Source organism: Nonomuraea sp. NPDC050404, from assembly GCF_040655495.1.
Classification (GTDB): Bacteria; Actinomycetota; Actinomycetes; order Streptosporangiales; family Streptosporangiaceae; genus Nonomuraea.
This window is the reverse complement of the sequence record NZ_JBFAKB010000001.1, coordinates 92,504-109,289: the sequence shown is the minus strand read 5'-3', so window position 1 is coordinate 109,289 and position 16,786 is coordinate 92,504. Positions and strand designations below refer to the sequence as shown.

Sequence of the window (16,786 nt, the reverse complement as noted above, 5' to 3'; positions counted from 1 at the left end):
CATCCCCTACGACCGGACAGCAGCCCGGTCTGTGACAGCCGCTCTGCCCTCGCCCGACCGATCACGTCCGGGATCGGCCCAAGCGAGTCCCCGACGCCGTGATATTGGCGACGTTTCCGCACGTCGGTAACTTGCCTCCGTGTCCGGGGTGATCCTTTCTCAGAGGCGTTGAATCCGTTTCTGATACTGGCCGCGCGTCCGAGTTGTCCGAAGAGTCCTTGGCGGACGAGTCATAGTCCACGACCGGTCGCGGCACATAACCACCGGATTCTCCAGGAACAACCCCGTGAAACGGACCGTCCCGATCCTGCAGGGCATCCCTGCAAGCCGTCGATGACCTCCGATGGTTATCTTGGGTTGTCGACCTCTTCTCGCAGGTCAGAGTCGTATGATCTTGTCAGGTACGTAAGGCGTGAAGGCATGGCGTACCTACAGCCTGCAGACCGGGGAGAAGGTCGAGTTCACCTTGCGGCAGTCGGAGGAGGCGACGGCGGCTGCGGCAGCGCGAGCGTACCGGCAGGGGCCGCGTCGTGTGCACCTCGCTGCCGGCCGCGATCACCGGCGTGCACGCCTACCACGGCACTGCCTGGACGGTCGGCGGCAAAACCGCTGATGAAGCTTCACCCTGACGGCACGGTCGCGGCGCGCGCGTGCCTGCCGGTGGCGAGCCAAGCCGGGGTCAGGACGGGGTGCCTGGGGCCGGCGCAGGCCGGCCGCTCCACTGCACGGTGATGCCGGAGATTCCGCTTCCTCGGACCGTGGTGATCGTCAGCTTACGTCCCAGGTAACCAGGCCACCCATGGGCATCGCGGGTCCTGGCTCGCCCGGGATTGATGCATTCGCGGTGCAAGAGCATGGGGAGTGTGATCTGAAGCGGCGGCGGTGACCGGCTTCCCCGGAGGGATGGTCGGCGAGCGGAGAGGCTTGAGATTCGATGCCCTGGAACATTCGCCTGATATTGACCGACGCCGGCGACGGGAGCCCGATCTCCGGGATGCCCTTGCGGGATGCCGACCGGGAAGGGGCCCCGCCCGTCGTCACCGACGACAACGGCGCCGCGCGTGCCCAACGCGTTCTACGTTGGCGGCATCGGCTTCCGTCCCGAACCCGAGGGTATTCGCATCCTGGACAAGGAGCTCTACACTCGACCGGATCCTGATCATCAATGCCTGCCACTTACGACGCGTGCTGGCGATCTACGAGACCCATTTCAATGAGCATCGCCCACATCGTTCCCTGGGCCAGGCCGCTCCGCTACGAGCCCTTCCCGACCCGGTCGAGGACGAAATCGAGGTCATCCGACGTGATCGCCTCGGCGGGCTGATCCACGAGTACACGCAGGTCGCTTAGGGCGGCCGAGTTCTTGGCATCCACAGCCGGAGCACAGCCAGTTGATGCCGTAGTACCAGAATCTCTACGTCTTTGGACGCCTGTGATCGGCGGAGTAGCGCGATCCAGCCGAATACGCGTAAGACGATCAAGTACGGCAGTCGCAGGGGCCCCGGCCGCTGCGAGACCGGGATCCGGCCCCTGATCTGGGCGGCCTGACGGATCACCGACGCACCGTGGCCCCGCTCCAGGAACCGCGAAAACCTCACCGCGCCGCACTCCTCGACCACCTCCAGCCGCTCCGTGCGGCGCGGGCGGGGTCCGGGCCCTTGAGGCAGCCTGCTTGAACGCGAACTGTACGACTCATCGCAGGTCGCACAGGGGCTGGGTTTCGACGGTGTCGCACGGGAGGAAGCCGGACTCCCGCAGGTGGCGCTCTCGCAGGAAGGCCAGGAAGTTCGCGGCCAGGGAGCCGGACGCCGGTTCGGCCCTGGCGTAGACATACTCAACGGTCCAGAAGGGATAGCCGGACTCGACGGCGGTGGCGGCGTCGAAGGCGCGGCCGTCCAGGGTGAGCGCGGTGACACGGCCCTCGCGGCGGGCCTTGGCCAGTGACTGGGCGTCAGAGTAGCCGATCGCCCCGGGAGTGGTGCTGATCTGCTGGATTGCCTCGTCGTTGTCACTGACCTCGCAGCGGATGACCCGCGCGGCGGGGACGCGGTCCTTGGCCGCGCAGTCGGTGGAGGTCAACTGGGTCTCGCCGGTGCCCAGCACGAGTTCTTCGTAGAGTTTCCGGGTCCCGGACTGGGCGTCGCGGCTGACGATCTTGATCGGCAGCGATGCGCCGCGACGGATCTGCTGCCAGTCGTTGAACTCGCCGCTGTTGATCTTGCTCAGCTGCTCAAGGCTCAGCGAGTAGACGCCCACGCTGCGGTGGACCACCACGTGGAAGACGACGATCGCCAGCTTCTGCGTGTGCAGACGGTCGAATTTATCGCCCCTGTGGCCGTCCGACACCGCCAGAAGGTTGCCGTTCGTGGATTGGGCGACCTTGCCGACGCCGTCGAGCGAGCCGTTCGCGTTGGTCTTAATCTCCGCATCCTTACAGTTCTTGGTGTATGCGGCGCGGGCCGACTCGATGACCTTCATGAACACGGTCGACCCCTCGACGGTCAGTGTCCCCGGCGCGCAGGCCACCGTAGGGTCCGGGGCTTCGGCGAGCCGGCTGAGCGCCAGCAGGACGCTGAGCACGATGACCAGCGCGCCGCTGACCCGCGGCAGCGTGATGCGTCGCGCGTGGCCCTCGTCCTTGATCATGCCGGTGTCCTTGAGCTTGCCGGCGTGCTCGACGACCTTGGTGATCTCGCCTCCGGCCGGGCCCGTCTCGCGCAACACCACGACGAGCTTGGCGTGCTCGCCCCGCTTGAGTGCCATCTCCCCCATCCGGACGCCGTGCCAGGTCGGCTCGGCGGCGTCATGCTGGGTCTGGCCGCCGAGCAGCCAGCGCGCCATCCGCTCCCCGAGCCGTCCGCGTACCGTCTGCAGGCTGTCGGGCGAGGGCTGCCTGCCGGTGGTGAAGAAGCGCAGCCCGTTGCGCAGCTGGGTGCGCAACGCATCGGTGCTGGCCTCCGACACGCGGGCGTTCCACACCACCCGGTCGCCGAAGGTGAAGGACAGCGCGCGGTCGAAGTCGCCCGCGTCGATGTCGTAGCTGCCGCTGTTGCGGATCCGGATGACCACGATGCTCATCCGCTCCAGCAGCATGGTCAGGCGTCGTAGTTGCGGCGGGTCGGTCTCGGCGGGCTCGTAGCTCTCGGGCCCCAGGCCGATCTTGGAGTTGTACAGCACGCGGAAGCTGATCCGCTTGCGCCGCACCACCAGTCGATCGACGAATGGTGCGACGAGCAGGAGGGCGATCGCGAAGAGGACTTGGTTGACTCCTCCGAGAGACTGGACCAGCTCCGCCAGGCGCTCTAAGACGGCCATGCCCCCAATTCTCACTATCTCCTGATATGTCCATCGAGACAGGCGAAGTGTTCATGAGGAGTTCAGCACCCGGTCACGTCCTCCATCGGCAAGCCCTCGCCCCACCATGCTTGACGTGCCTGACGAGATCATCGGCCACGCCGACGACGGGATCATCCACGTCGCGGCCCGGTTCGGCTACATGGATCCCCCGGACGTGCCCGGTGCGTTGTCGATGCTCGACCCAGCCACGACCGAGGGGCGGTTGCGGCTCGATCAGGCCTCCTTTTCCGGTCGAAGGTCGAACTGCGGCGAGGGGAGGCACCGACGATGGCGCCGTGGCGCAAGCGACTGTTCATCGCCCCTCCTTCATCGCCGCCGACGCACTTCGGCCTGCCCCGCGACCGGACGGTCATCATGGGCTCCCACATGGAGGTGTGAGGATCGCGCCACCGGCGAGGCGCCTCCCGGGCATCCGGCGGAAGCGTCTGTGGCGAACGGATCGTGGTTTCCCGGACTGTGCGGGCGAACGGATCGTAGTTGCCCGGACCGCGAGTCAGAACCGGAAGCGCACGATGCGGGTGGACCGTTTCATGCCTGGCAGCAGGTTCATGAGGCGGTATATGCGGCGCACGTTCGCGGGCGCCTTGGCCATGAGCACCGGTGAGTCGTTCATCGGCGCCTCATCGACGTACTCGAGCCGCGGATGCCAATGTGCCAGCGCGGCCGGCTCGTTGAAGCCGCAGCGGAACCGGGTGCCGTACCTGCGCAGCGTGGGATCCCATTTCGAGGTTCGCCACGCCCATACCGCGACCGTGTCGAGCTGGATCTGACCGCTGGGGAAGGCGTCGACGACACCGGTCAGCAGCCGCCGGGCGTCCGGCTCGGTCAGGTAGGGCACCAGTCCCTCAGCGACCATCAGCACCGGCCGGCCGCGAGGGATGCGGTCGAGCCAGGTCAGGTCGGTGACGCTGGAGCTGACCAGGGTGTAGTGCTCGCGTGGTGGCAGGAGCTGTCGCCGTAGTTCGATGACGGACGGGTAGTCCAGGTCGTACCAGTCGGCAGTGGCGGGCGGGTCGATCCGGTACGCCCGGGCGTCGAGGCCGCAGCCCAGGTGCAGTACCACCGCGTCGGGGTGGTGGGCGAGGAAGTTCCGGGCCCAGTCGTCGTGGGCCTTGGCGCGCACCACGGCGGCGAGACCCATCTGGCTGGTGCCGAATCTGCGCTTGTCGTAGTCGGGATCGAGGCCGCGCATCGTCCGCTCGGCGTGTTCGTCGCCGAGGATCGGATCGGGCAGGCGGTTGTCCAGTGCCTTGGCTCTGAGGACGGGGCTGAGAGTCTTCTGCACTCCGATGAGTCCGGTGTCATCCACAGTTGAGATGCTACTCATATTTCACGAATTTCGTGAAGTTTGTGGTTAATCTTAAACTGGTGACTCCACAACGATGAAGGGAGCTCGGGTGACGCGAACGGACGAGGGTGTCATCGCCGCTTTCCGGGAACGGTTCGCGCAGATCATGGTCGAATCCGGCATGCCTCGGATGGCCGCGCGCGTGTACGCCGCGCTGCTGGTCACGGACTCCGGCAAGCTCACGGCCGCCGAACTCGCCGAGCAACTGGGCACCGGCGCGTCGGCGATCTCGGGGGCGGTCAAATACCTCGTGCAGGTACGACTGGTCGAACGCGGCCGCGAGCCCGGCGCCCGGCACGATTTCTGCCGGATACACGAGCACACCTGGAGTCACTTCGTCAGTCAGTCCGACCCGGTGCTGGTCCGGGTGCAGGCCGGTGCCGACGAGGGCGTCGAAGTCCTGGGCCTCGACTCCCTCGCCGGGCAGCGACTGGAGGAGACCGGCCGGTTCTTCGCATTCCTGCGAGAGGAAATCGCGCAGTCGATGGCGAAGTGGCGGCGGCTCCAGGCGGCCGAACGCGAGACCGGCCGGGGACGGCCGGTGTCTTCCTAACTTGAGCACCATGGAAAGAACGTGAGCATCGCGAAAGAACTCGCACATCCCGAAAGGAACGGCGGCCGTAGGAGATTCGCAAACGCCGTCAAGAATGTGTAGCGGCGCACAGATATCGCCATCAGATGATATTCACAGCTCGCTACATGCTGCCCATGAACATCGTGATTCCGTGTCCGACCAGACGAAAACGTTCGGCTTACTGCGTGCGGACGTGGGAAACGTGCGCCTGCTCGACGGCGACTCCTGGCAGGATGCCGCATGGTTGCACCGCCGCCTGGCCAACGTGCCCGGCGATGTCACCCTCTGCCCTACTCCAAGGTCAACCGGCAGAAGGCGGCCCTGGCCGCCGACATGGAACTGCTGCTCCTGGACGAGCCCCTCCGGCCTGGACCCGCTGATGGAGGCCGTCTTCACCGAGTGCGTCGCCGAGGCTGTGGCCCCAGGGCCGTCCGGTGCTGCTGTCCAGCCACATCCTGGCCGAGGTCGAGAAGCTGGGCGACCGGGTGAGGACCATCCGCGACGGCCGTACCGTCAAGCCGGGCACGCTCTCACAGCTCCGCCACCTGACCCGCACCTCGATCACGGCTGAACCGGCCGGCCCGCCCAACGGCCTGAGCGGCCTGCGCGTCAACGGCAACCGTGTCACCTTCGAGGTCGAGGCCGACGGGCTGGACAAGGCGCTGCGCTCACTGCCTCGGGTGTCCGCTCGCTCACCAGCCGGCCACCTTACGCTGGAGGAGCCGTTCCTCTGGCACTACCAGAGTGAGCCAGCCCGATGACCGGCACCTGGGCCCCGGTCAAGCTGATCCTGCGCCGAGACCACTCCCACCACTGGCAACCGTCAGTGCAGGTCGACCACGACTTCGGCAGTTCAGCACGAAACACCGGCCACAGCGCGACCGGCTCAGGGCGGACATGACCGCGACCATCACAGCCATGACGCCCTCTTGGTAGCGGACGCGAGCACTCCGGGCACCTGGCCGCCTGAGCCTCATCGGTGCGGCCGGCAGCACCGCCGGATAGGAACGTGACGCTCTCGGCCGTGAGGCCGCTCACACCGTGTCACAGCCGACCGGGGCATCTCGTCTTAGAGGGCATGATGAACTCGGAACAGACCTCGGTGTTGATCACCGGAGGCAACAAAGGACTCGGTTTCGAAACGGCCCGGCGGCTCGGCGAGCAGGGCTGGACGATCTTTCTCGGCTCGCGTGACGAAGGGCGGGGACGGGCGGCTGCCGGCAAGCTGAGCGATGGCGGTGCGAACGTGGTCATGGTCCCGCTGGACGTGACCTCGGACGAGTCGGTGACAGCCGCCGTCCGGCTCGTCCGCAAGCACACCGATCGGCTGGATGTGCTGATCAACAACGCCGGTGCGCCGGGAAAGCTCATCGCGCCCGTTGACACGACGGTTGAGGAGATTCATTCCGTCTACGACACCAACGTGTACGGACCGGTCAGGGTCACACACGCGTTCCTTCCCCTGCTGCAGGCGGCGGACCATCCGCGGGTGGTGATGGTGTCGAGCGCCGGCGGTTCCTTCGCGGTCGTGACCGATCCACAGCAGGCCGTCTCGAAAATGCACGAGCTCGCCTACACCTCGTCCAAAGCGGCGCTGAACATGATCACCATCCGGTATGCCCAGGCGATCCCGCAGGTCAAGTTCAACTGCATCACTCCCGGAGAAGTCGCCAACCACAAATTCACCGCCACCGACATGAACAATCACACCGGCCAACTGACGGTCACCGAGGGCACCGATCCGATCGTCAAACTCGCGCTGAGCGACGCCGACGGACCGACCGGCATCTTCATCGATCGCCTCGGCCCCGTCGCCTGGTGACCACCGCCGGTGTGTCCATTGCCCGGTGCCACCGCATAGGCCCGAGGCGAGGCCGGCGGTCGGCGCGACATCCAGAACGCGTGCTGACCTTGAACGACCGGCACAACTCAGCCAGATCCGCCTGGCCAACGGCGGCGAGGCGTGGTGGGGGTCCGGGCATGAGGAAGGCCGCGCCATGCTCTCCGACCGCAGCTTCTCCTCAGGCAAGCGCAAGGAGGGCTTCCCGCTCTTCACGTGACAAGGTCACGTGCGGCGTCGTCAGTACCAACCTGGTTGGTGATCTTGGAGTTCTGCCGCCCGTGTTGGAGATCTCCGACGCCGCGGCGGGGCACTGGGCCGGTGTGCTGGACTGCCCGCTGGAGGAGTGGGACCGCGCCATGGCGGTGAACCTGCGTGGTGTGCTGCTCGGTTTGCAGGCGGCGGGCCGGGCGATGCGCGACGCGAGTGGTGGCTCGGTCGTGGTCACCTCCTCGGCTGCCGGGCTCACCGGTGTTCGGATGTCGGCGGCGTACGCGGCCTCGAAGCACGGTGTGCTCGGATTGGTCAAGTCGGCCGCCCTGGAACTGGGGCCGGTCGGTATCCGGGTCAACGCCATCTGCCCGGGATACATCACCAGCAACGATCTCACCCGGAGACTGGGCGAAGAGCTCGACGTCGCCGGCCGATTTCCGCTGCGCCGGCCGGGGCGCAGCGAGGAGGTCGCCAACCTGGTCGCGTTCCTGGCCGGTGAGAGCGCGTCGTACATCACGGGCAGCGTGTTCACCATCGATGGCGGCTGGCTGGCCGGCGGCATCGAGTTCGGGGACGATGCCGAGCAACAAGCGACCGGCGACGACCGAATGGCTGCCCTTGCCAATACGTCCTCCCCGAACGCGTAGGAATCGGCCGAACAGATCGCCCGCATCGCCGACACCGCGGCGGTGCCACCGAAGAGGCATGACCTGGCTGCCGCCCTGTGTGAGGAGGACATGTGCAACGTGGAGAAGTCTGGTGGGTCGCATTCGATGAGCGGCGGCCGGTCGTCCTGCTGTCGGGAGAGGACGCGTCCGGGATCCGGGCGATGCAGGTCGTCGAGCCGGCGGGCGTCGACATCAGTGGTCTGGGCGTCGAAGTGGCGGTAGGAGCCGTGGACGGACTGCCCTTTGAAGGCGTGCTGCGGATGGCGTTCCCTCGTCCGGGCATTACTCCGTGCACGTGGCTGACCACGGTGTCCCGGGACGACCTGATCGAGCAAGCGGGTGTCCTGTCCTCCGCGAAACTCAGCGAGATCGAGGATGCCCTCCGTCTTGGGGTGCAGGCGCAAGAGTGGACCCCGGCGACGACCGCGAAACTCAGCGAGATCAGGGACGCCGTCCGTCTCGGTGGACTCAGGTAGGAGGAGAAGGCAACCACGTCCTGGACGACCCCACCCGCGGGGCCGGCGAGGCACGGCGCATGCTCGCCCCGGCGGGCATATGTGCTGATCGGGCAGGACTGGGACGCTGCGGGTGCAGCTCTTCTGTAGTGACTGGTTGAGCTGGGCGTTTGTCGTTGTGACTGTTTGATCACGATGGGGGACGCCAGCGCCACTGCGTTCACCGTGGGTATCAACACCCGGCTGCTCTGACCTCGTCGAGCACTTCACAGGCTCTGGGCCCAGCGGCGAAGCTCGGTGGCGGCCTCGTCGGGGGTGAGGAAGCCGCGTTCCAGGTGAACCTCCTGAAGATGTCGGATCGCGGCCCCCACCAGCGGGGACGACGGGATGCCGAGCACCTCCATCACCGCCCTGCCGTCGAGTACGACGGGGACATCGTCACGCCTGACGTATCGGTCGCGTTCGGCGGCGGCGCGGGCATCGGCATCCTCCTTCGCACGGCGCGCCGCCTCCCAGGCGTCGTAGTCGGCGGCGTCCAGGGCACGCACGCCCGCCCAGCGCCACCCCTCCATGTCGCGCTCCTGCCCGAAGCCGACCGCGTCGAAGAGGTCCAGCGCATCCGTTCCGACCGCTCCGAGGCGCGCGAGCATGGCGTTGATCGGCCAGTCCCCGCACGGTCCCGCAGTCGCAAGGATCCAGGCGTGCTCGGGCCCCCAGGTCTGACGGCCGTTCTCCCACAGGGCAGCGGTCTGGCTGCCGTCACCACCCCAGAAGTCCGCCTCCGCGTAAGCGACTCGGCCGCCACGTGACCAGTCCTCCAACCTCTCGGCGAACGCCGGGGACATAAACCTGAATGGCCCGTCCCCCCGCCGTACGTCGGTCAGCTCGTTGAAAACCTCGTCGGTAATCGGCAGCAGCCCAAAGCGTTGCCGAAGCGGCACCACCACAGCCCGCGGCACATCATCCGACAGGAACCGGAGATGGTCGAAGTCACCGACAACACCGCGCAACACGTACGACATGCCCGCACCCTAGATCGGGCAGCGGCCTAGATTCAGCACATTTCATCTAGGTGTGGAGCCGCACCCAAAGGAGATGTCAGGAGTTGCGCGGGGTTACCAGGCCGGATTCGTAGGCGAGGACGACGAGTTGGGCGCGGTCGCGGGCGTGCAGCTTGGTCATGGCCCGGTTGATGTGGGTCTTCGCGGTCAGCGGGGTGATCACCATGCGGTCGGCGATCTGGTCGTTGGACAGGCCCCGCGCGACCAGCGTGACGGCCTCGCGTTCGCGGTTGGTCAGGTCTTTCAGGCCCGCGCCTGCGCCGGTGCTGCGCGGCTGGGTGACGTACCTGTTGATGAGCTTGCGGGTGATCGACGGGGCGAGCAGCGCGTCTCCTCGGGCGTTCCACGGGGGCGCGCGCCGGCACCCCCGCCTATGATCATTTCCCGATGCGGACCTGGCGCCGGCTGACCGGCCAGCACTGGCGGCGGAGCGCGACCGGGCCGTTCGGCTACGACAGCCCTCACGGTCACCTGGAACGCGGCTCGCTCTGTTGGCGTACGGATCTCAGCTGACACCGACATGCGCCGGGCGGAAGCAGTTGGACCCTGACGGATCACGCTCGCAGTGCGCTCAGGATCTGCTGCCGCCTTCCGGACGTTGGGATGCCGGTGGGTGAGCCAGCCTTGGAGAAGAGGCAGGCATTCCTGCCAGCCGCGTAGCGCGCAGTGCCAGTCGAGGCCCTTGGCCAGTGCCTCCTGTACGCGCCAATCCGGGTCGTCGGCGCAGGCGGTGGCCAGGACATCGAGTGCCGCACCGGACCTCGTCCCTACCGCCCCGAGCAACAGGGCAATGCCCATTCGGACCTCGCGCCCGCCGTCGCCCGGAGACCGGTGCCAGAGCTGGAGGAGGATGTCGAACAGCTCGTCGGGCCGGTCTCCCAGTTCGAGCCACAGATGGGCGGTGCGACGGCGGATCTCGGGCACCGAGGCATGGGACAGTGCGGCTCGGATCTCGTCCAGCATTCCACCTCGGTCCACCACACGGGCCTCCTAGTGTCAGGGCCGGAGAATGCGCCATCACGGTAGTGCGCCGTTATTGGCGATGGTGTAGCTCTTTTCGCGGTGCGCCGTGAAGTGCCGAAGTTCGGGTCAGGGCAGTGGCGAGGCACTGCAGCACACGATGCTCCGGCAGGACTTCCACGATGTCGCGCCGTCAGTCCGCCGAACGTTGCCGCCGCAGAAAGGTCATGAGGGCGGCGGTGAGTTCGGCGGGTGCGTCCTCCTGGACGAGGTGGCCCGCGTTGGCGATCGGCTCCAGCCGGGCGCCCGGTATCAGGGCGGCGAGCTCGTTTCCCTTCGCCGCTGGGATCCAGGTGTCGTCCTGGCCCCAGCACACCAGCGTCGGGATGGCGATCTCGCCGTAGCGCACCTGTACCTCATCGGTGTGGCGCTGGTCGGCCTGGGCGATCTGCCGGTAGAAGGCGGCCTGGCCGGGGTTGCCGAGCCAGGGCTGGACGAGCCGGTCGAGGACGGCAGGGTGCAGGCCGGGGCTGCTGGCGGAGCTCACGTACTCGCGTACCAGGGCTTGGTGCAGTGCGGGCGGCAACTGGTCGAAGACGTCGGAGTGCTCGCCGACGAGCCGGAAGAACGGCGAACCCCACGGGGCCAGCGCGACCGGGTCGACCAGGGCGAGCGCGCGGTAGCGGGCGCCGTGCAGCAGATGCGCGCGCAAGGAGACGGCACCGCCGAAGTCGTGGGCGACCACCAGCGGTTCCACGAGACCCCAGTGCGCCAGGAGCTCGGTGAAGACCTTGCCCTGGGCGGCCAGGGAGACATCCTGCCCGGCGGACATCTCCGAGGCTCCGTAGCCGGGCATGTCCCAGACGAACACCTGGTGGTGGGGGGAGAGCGCGCGGGCGACGGCGCGCCAGACGTAGGAGGAGAAGGGCGTGCCGTGCAGGAGCACGACCGGATCCTGGCCGGTTCGCCCGAGACTGCCCCAGCGGACCTCTCCCGACGTGCTGCGGAAGGTCTCGGCAAGCTGCCACTCACTCACGAATTCTGTCCTCTCATTGGGTGTGCTTCCGGTCCGGACGGGATGATCAAAGTACTCGACCTGAAGGGGGAACATCCATGATCGACGTGCGCGGCATGGTTTGACCGTGCCCTGGGGGCCGTTCGCGATGTTCGCGGCGGTCGCCTGCGTGGTCTCAGACAATAGCCTGGCTTCTCCGCGGATCTGGAAGGCTGGGAAGCGGACTTTCGATCGTGATGGCGGTGGTGGGCGCGTCACGACCGCACCCGGCCGCACCGGTCCACGTTGCGGTTCCTCCGCGATCACCGGGAGTCCTCAGCGTGATCGATCAGCCGGTGGTGGAGCGGGGCCCGGACGCGAAGATCCTTATGCCGGTGGGACAGCACACCTGATCTCTGCCTGCGGTCCCGGAGATCGGGCTCCGGGCGAACCCGGCAGAACAACTCCCACGCGGTGCTGCCGGGCCCCGCCGCGACCCAACCCGTTCTCGATCTCGTCGAAGACGGGTTCCGTCAGGTCGCCGCGGGTGGCCCGGCGGTCTCCGCGATGGGGAGGAGGCCGTCACCGGTCTGGTGCGGTCGCCTCGCGGGCGCTCCGGACAGCGGCCGGATCAGCCGGTCCGGCAGGCGGATCCGTTGAGAGCGAAGCCGGTCGGGTTCGCGTTGTCGCGGGTCCAGGTCCCCTGGAAGCCGAAGGATTGCGAACCGCCCGGCGGGATGGTGCCGTTGTACGACGCGTTGGTGGCGGTCACCTCCACGCCCGTCTGGGCCACGCTCGCGTTCCAGGCGTTGGTCACCCTGGTGTCACCAGGAAAGCCGAAGGACAGCCGCCATCCGTTGACCGGGCTGGTGCCGGTGTTCCTGATCGTCACGTTCGCGGTCATCCCTCCCTGCCACTGGCTCTTGGTGTAGTCGACCCGGCAGGCGGCGGTGCCGCCGCCGCTGCCCGGGCGGAGTTGGACGACCACGATGGAGTAGGCCGGAACGGTCTGCGTGGTGGCGCTGCCGGTGGCCGCCGAGCCGATCGACGAGGCGTTCTTGCGGTACGAGTACACAGTCGGCGTCGCCGACGACGGCGTGAACCCGCTGTAGGAGAGGTCCACCGTGACCTCGTTGTCCGGATCCTTGTTGATCAGCATGACGTTCACGTCACCGTTGGCGCGCTTGACCGCGTGCGCGGACAGCAGCGAGCCGGACGAGGCCGCCCGGATCAGCGCGTCGCCGGGGCCACCGAGCTTGGTGATCATCTGGAGGCCGTAGTACGGCGGGAACGGTGTGTTGGCCGGCGGTTCGCAGGTCTCGCCGCTGGAGACGATGCCACCGTCGTTGTAGTCGGTCGCGCCCTGGATGGTTCTGACGTTCTGGCAGTCGGTGCCGTTGCGCAGGTTCCACCAGTCGATGTTGAACGCGCCGTTCTCCATCCAGGTCAGGTAGGCGTCCGGGGCGTACAGCCCGGAGGGCGAGGTGTTCAGCGCGTAGTTGGAGCTCTCCTCGGTGACGGCGATGCCGACGTTGGGGGCGTTGGCGCCGGCGTAGCGGTTGATGAGGTCGCGCAGCGCCCGCGTCATGGTGGCGATCTCGGCCTGCGGCTTGGTGAGCAGTTCGCCCTCGTTGGTGCTGTACGGGTAGTGGTGCACGATCACGAAGTCGATGCGCGAGCCGGCGATGGACATGACGGTGTTGTTCCAGTCCTGCGTGTCGCCGGGCCCGACGATGCCGTCCGGCCAGTTGCCGGGGGTGGTCAGCACCGCGCCGATCTTGATGGTGGGATCCACCGCCTTCATCGCGGTCACGTACTGCAGGAGGTTGGTGGCGTAGGTGGTGGGGCTCTTGCTCTCGTGCTTGTCGAGCTCCCATTCGGCGCCGTAGTGGCCGTTGCCGTACACCTCGTTGCCGACTTCCCAGTACTTGATGCCGTATCCCTTGGTGACGTTGGCGTACCGGACCCAGCCGGCGGCCTCCTGCGGTGTGCCCGAGCCGTAGTTGGCGGTGACGATCGGCTGGGCGCCTGCCGCTCGGGTGGTGGCGACGTACTTGTCGAACTCGGTGTTGGCGGCCATGTACCAGCCGCCTTCCGTGGTGTGCGTCTGCCAGTGGTAGCCGTCGGCGTAGCTGCCGCCCGGGTAGCGGACGGCCGTCACGCCGGCGTCCTTCAGCAGCGTGGATGTCACTGGATCGTTCATGCGGCCGTCCCATACCGCGACGTTCATGCCGACGCCGAGGTCGTGGATGGTGGCCAGCCGCTGAGCGGCGTCGATCGAGACGGTGGCCGTCGCGGCGGCGGAGGCCGGCGCCGTGCCCGTCAGGCCGGCGGTGAGGACCAGGACGGAGATCATCCCGATGACACGCTTGAGTAAGAGCCTGCGCATGGAGAAACTTTCTCGAATTGTGTCCCGATAGTTTCGAGCGGAGCGTAATGAGGAGGATCGAGCCCGTCAACGAGCGGGCACCGGACACGGAACCGACCTGGCCTCGGGCGTGAAAGTTTCAGGATGGTCGTCCTGGTCCGTCAGTCGGCGGGCTCGTAGTCGAGCCAGTCGAAGCGCACGGTGCCGGCGGTCGCGTACATGCCGATCACTCTGCCGGTGAAGCCCCCCGCCACCTCGGTGGACAGGTATCGGCCGTCGAGCATGGCGAGGACCGTGAAGGCGCCGTCCTCGTCCTCCACGCCGAGCTCCAGGATGTCCGGCTCGGCCCGCGCGTCGCCGCCGCCCTTGTTCGCCAGGGCGTCGATGCGCAGGATCACCGGGCCGGGGGCGACCACGCGCGTGGCCGGCGTCGTGTGCAGCGATCCGACCCTGGCCGTGACGCGGACCTCCGTTCCGGTGGCCTCGATCTCGTAGTGGTGGCGTTCGTCCTGGAGTACGCAGAGCCCGCCGATCCCATCGGCGGGGTCGACCAGCGTGCGGGTCCGGCACGAGAGGTGCTGCTGGCGCCGTCCCATGAAGGTGACGTCGGGCTCCTCTAGCGAGCCGCCGCGGGCGTGCAGGGTGAGCCAGCCGGGCCGCTCCGCGGTGGTGCACTCTTCCGGGTGGCGGTTGCGCAGTGACAGCCAGCGCGGGTGCAACTCCTCCTGGTCGAAGTCATCTCGTACGGGCGGCGCGGGCACCGGGTGCGGCGGCCAGGGGACGTCGAGGGCGGGCGTCACCTCGCCGATGACGGGCCAGCCGTCCTCCCAGCGCACCGGCGCCAGGAACGTCTCCCTGCCGAGTACGTGCCAGCCGGGCGTTCCACCGCGTGGCCGGACACCCAGCAGCACCATCCACCAGGATCCGTCGGGGCCCTCCACGAGGTCGCCGTGGCCGGTGTTCTGGATGGGCCGGTCGGTGCCGCGGTGCGTGAGGATCGGGTTGGCGGGACACGGCTCGAACGGGCCCCGCGGGCTCGGGCCGCGGGCGACGGAGACGCTGTGGCCTCGTTCGGTCCCGCCCTCCGCGATGAGCAGGTACCAGAAGCCGCCGATCCGGTACAGACGCGGTCCTTCCGGGGCGAGTGCTCCGGGGGTGCCCGACCAGAGCCGTCGCGGCTCGCCGAAGGTGTGGCCGGTCTCCGGATCGAGGCGTACCTGCCGGATCCCGGCGTAGGTGCACCAGCAGGTGCCGTCGTCGTCCCAGGCCAGGTCAGGATCGATGCCGGTCACCCCCGGGACCCGGATGGGGTCCGACCAGGGGCCGGCAGGGTCCTTCGCGGTGAAGAGCAGGGTTCCGCCGTCGTCGACGTTCGTGGTGATCAGCCAGAACCGCCCGTCGTGGTGGCGCAGGGTGGGGGCGTAGACGCCGCCGGAGAACGAGCCGGTGAGCGGCAGGCGCAACTGGCTCGGCCGCTCCAGCGCGTTGCCGATCTGGGTCCAGTTCACCAGGTCGCGGCTGTGGAAGATCGGGACGCCCGGGAAGTACGCGAAGCTGGAGCACGCCAGGTAGTAATCCTCTCCTGCGCGGCAGATCGTCGGATCGGGGTGGAAGCCCGGGATCACCGGGTTCGTCATGGCCGCCGCGTGGACAGCACTCATCCGCATCCTTTCGGTTGGGGTTCGGGCGGTGCGGGACGGCGTCCGCGGCCGCCGCTCGCCGGTCATGATCACGTGCGGCTCGTGGACGCCGGACAGGTGTTCGGGCAGCCCGGCGGTGATGCTGGTCCGGGCATGACGGTGGCCCGTGGACGGCACCTCAAGGGAGGCCGGCGGCCGCTCGCCTGAGAGCCTGCACGACGCGGCCCGCGGAGGGCGAGTCGGCGAAGCGTTTCGAAGCTCGCACGCAATGGTTGCCCTGTCAAGAGAAAGTTTCCTTGCTTTCTCGTTTATGTTTCTCGCGCAGAGTATTGCGTCGTGCCGGGCGGCGTGCTTAACCTCTCGGCAACATTCAAGCGCTTCGACAGCCACGCCGCCCCTCCTGCCAGGCCGCGGCCCATCTGAGGCGGTTCGTCGTGCCGACACGGCCCTTCGCGATCGGCTGCCACTGTGCGAAAGTTTCGACAAGAAAGGCTCATCCGATGGGGAATGACTCCACGGGGCTCAGCCGCAGAGGATTCTTGCGCGACTCGGCTACGCTGGGCGCCGCGGCGTTGGCCACGCCCCTGCTCGCGGCGTGCGGCGGCTCCGGCACCGCCGGGGGTGTCAGCGACAAGAAGGGCCTGGCGGCGGCGCTGCCCGAGTACGTGCCCTCGACCGGTGGAGTGAAGCCGGATCTCCCGGGCGTCCGGGGCGCCGCCGGTGCCAGAACCACCCCCGGCTACCTGAGCTACCCGGCCGAGCTGGTCAAGACCGTACGGCAGACCCCCGGGGCCGGCGGGACCTACAAGGCGATCACGCCGCTTTGGGGCTCGATCCCCCGCTCCGGCAACGACTATTACCAGGCGGTCAACAAGGCGCTCGGAGCGGAGCTCGTCGTGAGCCCGGCCAACGGCAACACGTACGCCACCACCATCCCGACCCTGGTCGCAGGCGACCGGCTGCCGGACTGGATCCAGCTCCCCACCTGGTGGAACGCCACCTTCAACACCGGTGAACTGGCCGCCAAGAGGTTCGCCGACCTGACGCCGTACCTGTCGGGCGCCAACATCCGGAAATATCCCAACCTCGCCGCCATCCCCGCCGGCGGCTGGGAGGCCGGCGCGTGGGAAGGCAAGCTCTACGGCATACCTTCGTTCGCGACTCAACAGGCGTTCGCCGGCGTCCTCTACTACCGCAAGGACGTCTTCGACAGGCGGGGCATCAACGCCGACGAGGTCAAGTCGGCCGACGACCTGTACAGCCTGGGTGCCGAGCTGACCGCGGAGAAGTCCAACGTGTGGGGCCTTC

12 protein-coding genes and 4 pseudogenes are annotated in these 16,786 nt (G+C 67.8%); 8 read left to right on the top strand and 8 right to left on the bottom strand.

The features are described from left to right. Positions 1–1,185 precede the first annotated feature (1,185 nt). Positions 1,186–1,350: a hypothetical protein gene (locus tag AB0I81_RS00505; protein ID WP_360647464.1), complete on the top strand. Its 165-nt coding sequence runs from the start codon at positions 1,186–1,188 to the stop codon at positions 1,348–1,350. 342 nt (positions 1,351–1,692) lie between these two features. Here AB0I81_RS00505 and AB0I81_RS00500 read toward each other — a convergent pair whose 3' ends face one another. Next, on the bottom strand, positions 1,693–3,315 hold the full coding sequence (locus AB0I81_RS00500; protein WP_360647461.1) for a substrate-binding domain-containing protein: 1,623 nt from the start codon (positions 3,313–3,315) through the stop codon (positions 1,693–1,695). 535 nt (positions 3,316–3,850) lie between these two features. Next, complete coding sequence (locus tag AB0I81_RS00495) at positions 3,851–4,666, bottom strand: class I SAM-dependent methyltransferase (protein WP_360647458.1); 816 nt, start codon at positions 4,664–4,666, stop codon at positions 3,851–3,853. A gap of 88 nt (positions 4,667–4,754) precedes the next feature. Between AB0I81_RS00495 and AB0I81_RS00490 the strand changes: the two genes are divergently transcribed. The 5 genes and pseudogenes from AB0I81_RS00490 (at position 4,755) to AB0I81_RS00470 (ending at position 8,476) form a co-directional block, all read left to right on the top strand. Then, entirely contained in the window at positions 4,755–5,258 is a 504-nt protein-coding gene (locus AB0I81_RS00490) for a MarR family transcriptional regulator (RefSeq protein WP_360647455.1), read from the top strand. Between the two features lie 196 nt (positions 5,259–5,454). Next, positions 5,455–6,040: pseudogene (locus AB0I81_RS00485) on the top strand (ABC transporter ATP-binding protein); the annotation flags it as partial. Between the two features lie 317 nt (positions 6,041–6,357). Next, the gene (locus AB0I81_RS00480; RefSeq protein ID WP_360647452.1) at positions 6,358–7,101 is read left to right on the top strand and encodes an SDR family oxidoreductase; all 744 of its coding nucleotides are present in this window, start codon (positions 6,358–6,360) and stop codon (positions 7,099–7,101) included. Between the two features lie 302 nt (positions 7,102–7,403). Beyond that, positions 7,404–7,979: an SDR family oxidoreductase gene (locus AB0I81_RS00475; RefSeq protein ID WP_360647449.1), complete on the top strand. Its 576-nt coding sequence runs from the start codon at positions 7,404–7,406 to the stop codon at positions 7,977–7,979. 92 nt (positions 7,980–8,071) lie between these two features. Further along, positions 8,072–8,476, top strand: coding sequence for a type II toxin-antitoxin system PemK/MazF family toxin (locus AB0I81_RS00470; RefSeq protein ID WP_360647446.1), 405 nt, complete (start codon positions 8,072–8,074; stop codon positions 8,474–8,476). A 245-nt stretch (positions 8,477–8,721) separates the two neighbouring features. Here the strand turns inward: AB0I81_RS00470 and AB0I81_RS00465 are convergent, their stop codons facing one another. Both AB0I81_RS00465 and AB0I81_RS00460 read right to left on the bottom strand, forming a co-directional pair. Then, the gene (locus tag AB0I81_RS00465) at positions 8,722–9,477 is read right to left on the bottom strand and encodes a hypothetical protein (protein WP_360647444.1); all 756 of its coding nucleotides are present in this window, start codon (positions 9,475–9,477) and stop codon (positions 8,722–8,724) included. Positions 9,478–9,553: 76 nt separating this feature from the next. Beyond that, positions 9,554–9,856, bottom strand: a pseudogene (locus AB0I81_RS00460) (LuxR C-terminal-related transcriptional regulator); the annotation flags it as partial. 47 nt (positions 9,857–9,903) lie between these two features. Between AB0I81_RS00460 and AB0I81_RS00455 the strand changes: the two are divergent. Continuing rightward, positions 9,904–10,029, top strand: coding sequence for a hypothetical protein (locus tag AB0I81_RS00455; RefSeq protein ID WP_360650229.1), 126 nt, complete (start codon positions 9,904–9,906; stop codon positions 10,027–10,029). Positions 10,030–10,203: 174 nt separating this feature from the next. On the opposite strand, the pseudogene AB0I81_RS00450 reads toward AB0I81_RS00455, so the two are convergent. The 4 genes and pseudogenes from AB0I81_RS00450 to AB0I81_RS00435 form a co-directional block, all read right to left on the bottom strand. Next, positions 10,204–10,479, bottom strand: a pseudogene (locus AB0I81_RS00450) (HEAT repeat domain-containing protein); the annotation flags it as partial. A 190-nt stretch (positions 10,480–10,669) separates the two neighbouring features. After that, entirely contained in the window at positions 10,670–11,512 is an 843-nt protein-coding gene (locus tag AB0I81_RS00445) for an alpha/beta hydrolase (protein ID WP_360647440.1), read from the bottom strand. A gap of 589 nt (positions 11,513–12,101) precedes the next feature. Next, positions 12,102–13,859, bottom strand: a complete 1,758-nt coding sequence (locus AB0I81_RS00440; protein WP_360647438.1) for a cellulose binding domain-containing protein — start codon at positions 13,857–13,859, stop codon at positions 12,102–12,104. A 140-nt stretch (positions 13,860–13,999) separates the two neighbouring features. Further along, a complete protein-coding gene (locus tag AB0I81_RS00435; protein WP_360647435.1) occupies positions 14,000–15,499 on the bottom strand; it encodes a glycoside hydrolase family 43 protein in 1,500 nt (499 codons plus the stop codon). A gap of 479 nt (positions 15,500–15,978) precedes the next feature. On the opposite strand from AB0I81_RS00435, the pseudogene AB0I81_RS00430 reads away from it, so the two are divergent. Next, a pseudogene (locus tag AB0I81_RS00430) lies at positions 15,979–16,755 on the top strand (extracellular solute-binding protein); the annotation flags it as partial. Between the last annotated feature and the right edge of the window lie 31 nt (positions 16,756–16,786).

Excerpts from the sequence above, each read along its gene's own strand:
- AB0I81_RS00500 (WP_360647461.1), bottom strand. The coding sequence starts at position 3,315 with ATGGCCGTCTTAGAGCGCCTGGCGGAGCTGGTCCAGTCTCTCGGAGGA.
- AB0I81_RS00480 (WP_360647452.1), top strand. The coding sequence starts at position 6,358 with ATGATGAACTCGGAACAGACCTCGGTGTTGATCACCGGAGGCAACAAA.
- AB0I81_RS00465 (WP_360647444.1), bottom strand. The coding sequence starts at position 9,477 with ATGTCGTACGTGTTGCGCGGTGTTGTCGGTGACTTCGACCATCTCCGG.
- AB0I81_RS00455 (WP_360650229.1), top strand. The coding sequence starts at position 9,904 with ATGCGGACCTGGCGCCGGCTGACCGGCCAGCACTGGCGGCGGAGCGCG.
- AB0I81_RS00440 (WP_360647438.1), bottom strand. The coding sequence starts at position 13,859 with ATGCGCAGGCTCTTACTCAAGCGTGTCATCGGGATGATCTCCGTCCTG.
- AB0I81_RS00435 (WP_360647435.1), bottom strand. The coding sequence starts at position 15,499 with ATGAGTGCTGTCCACGCGGCGGCCATGACGAACCCGGTGATCCCGGGC.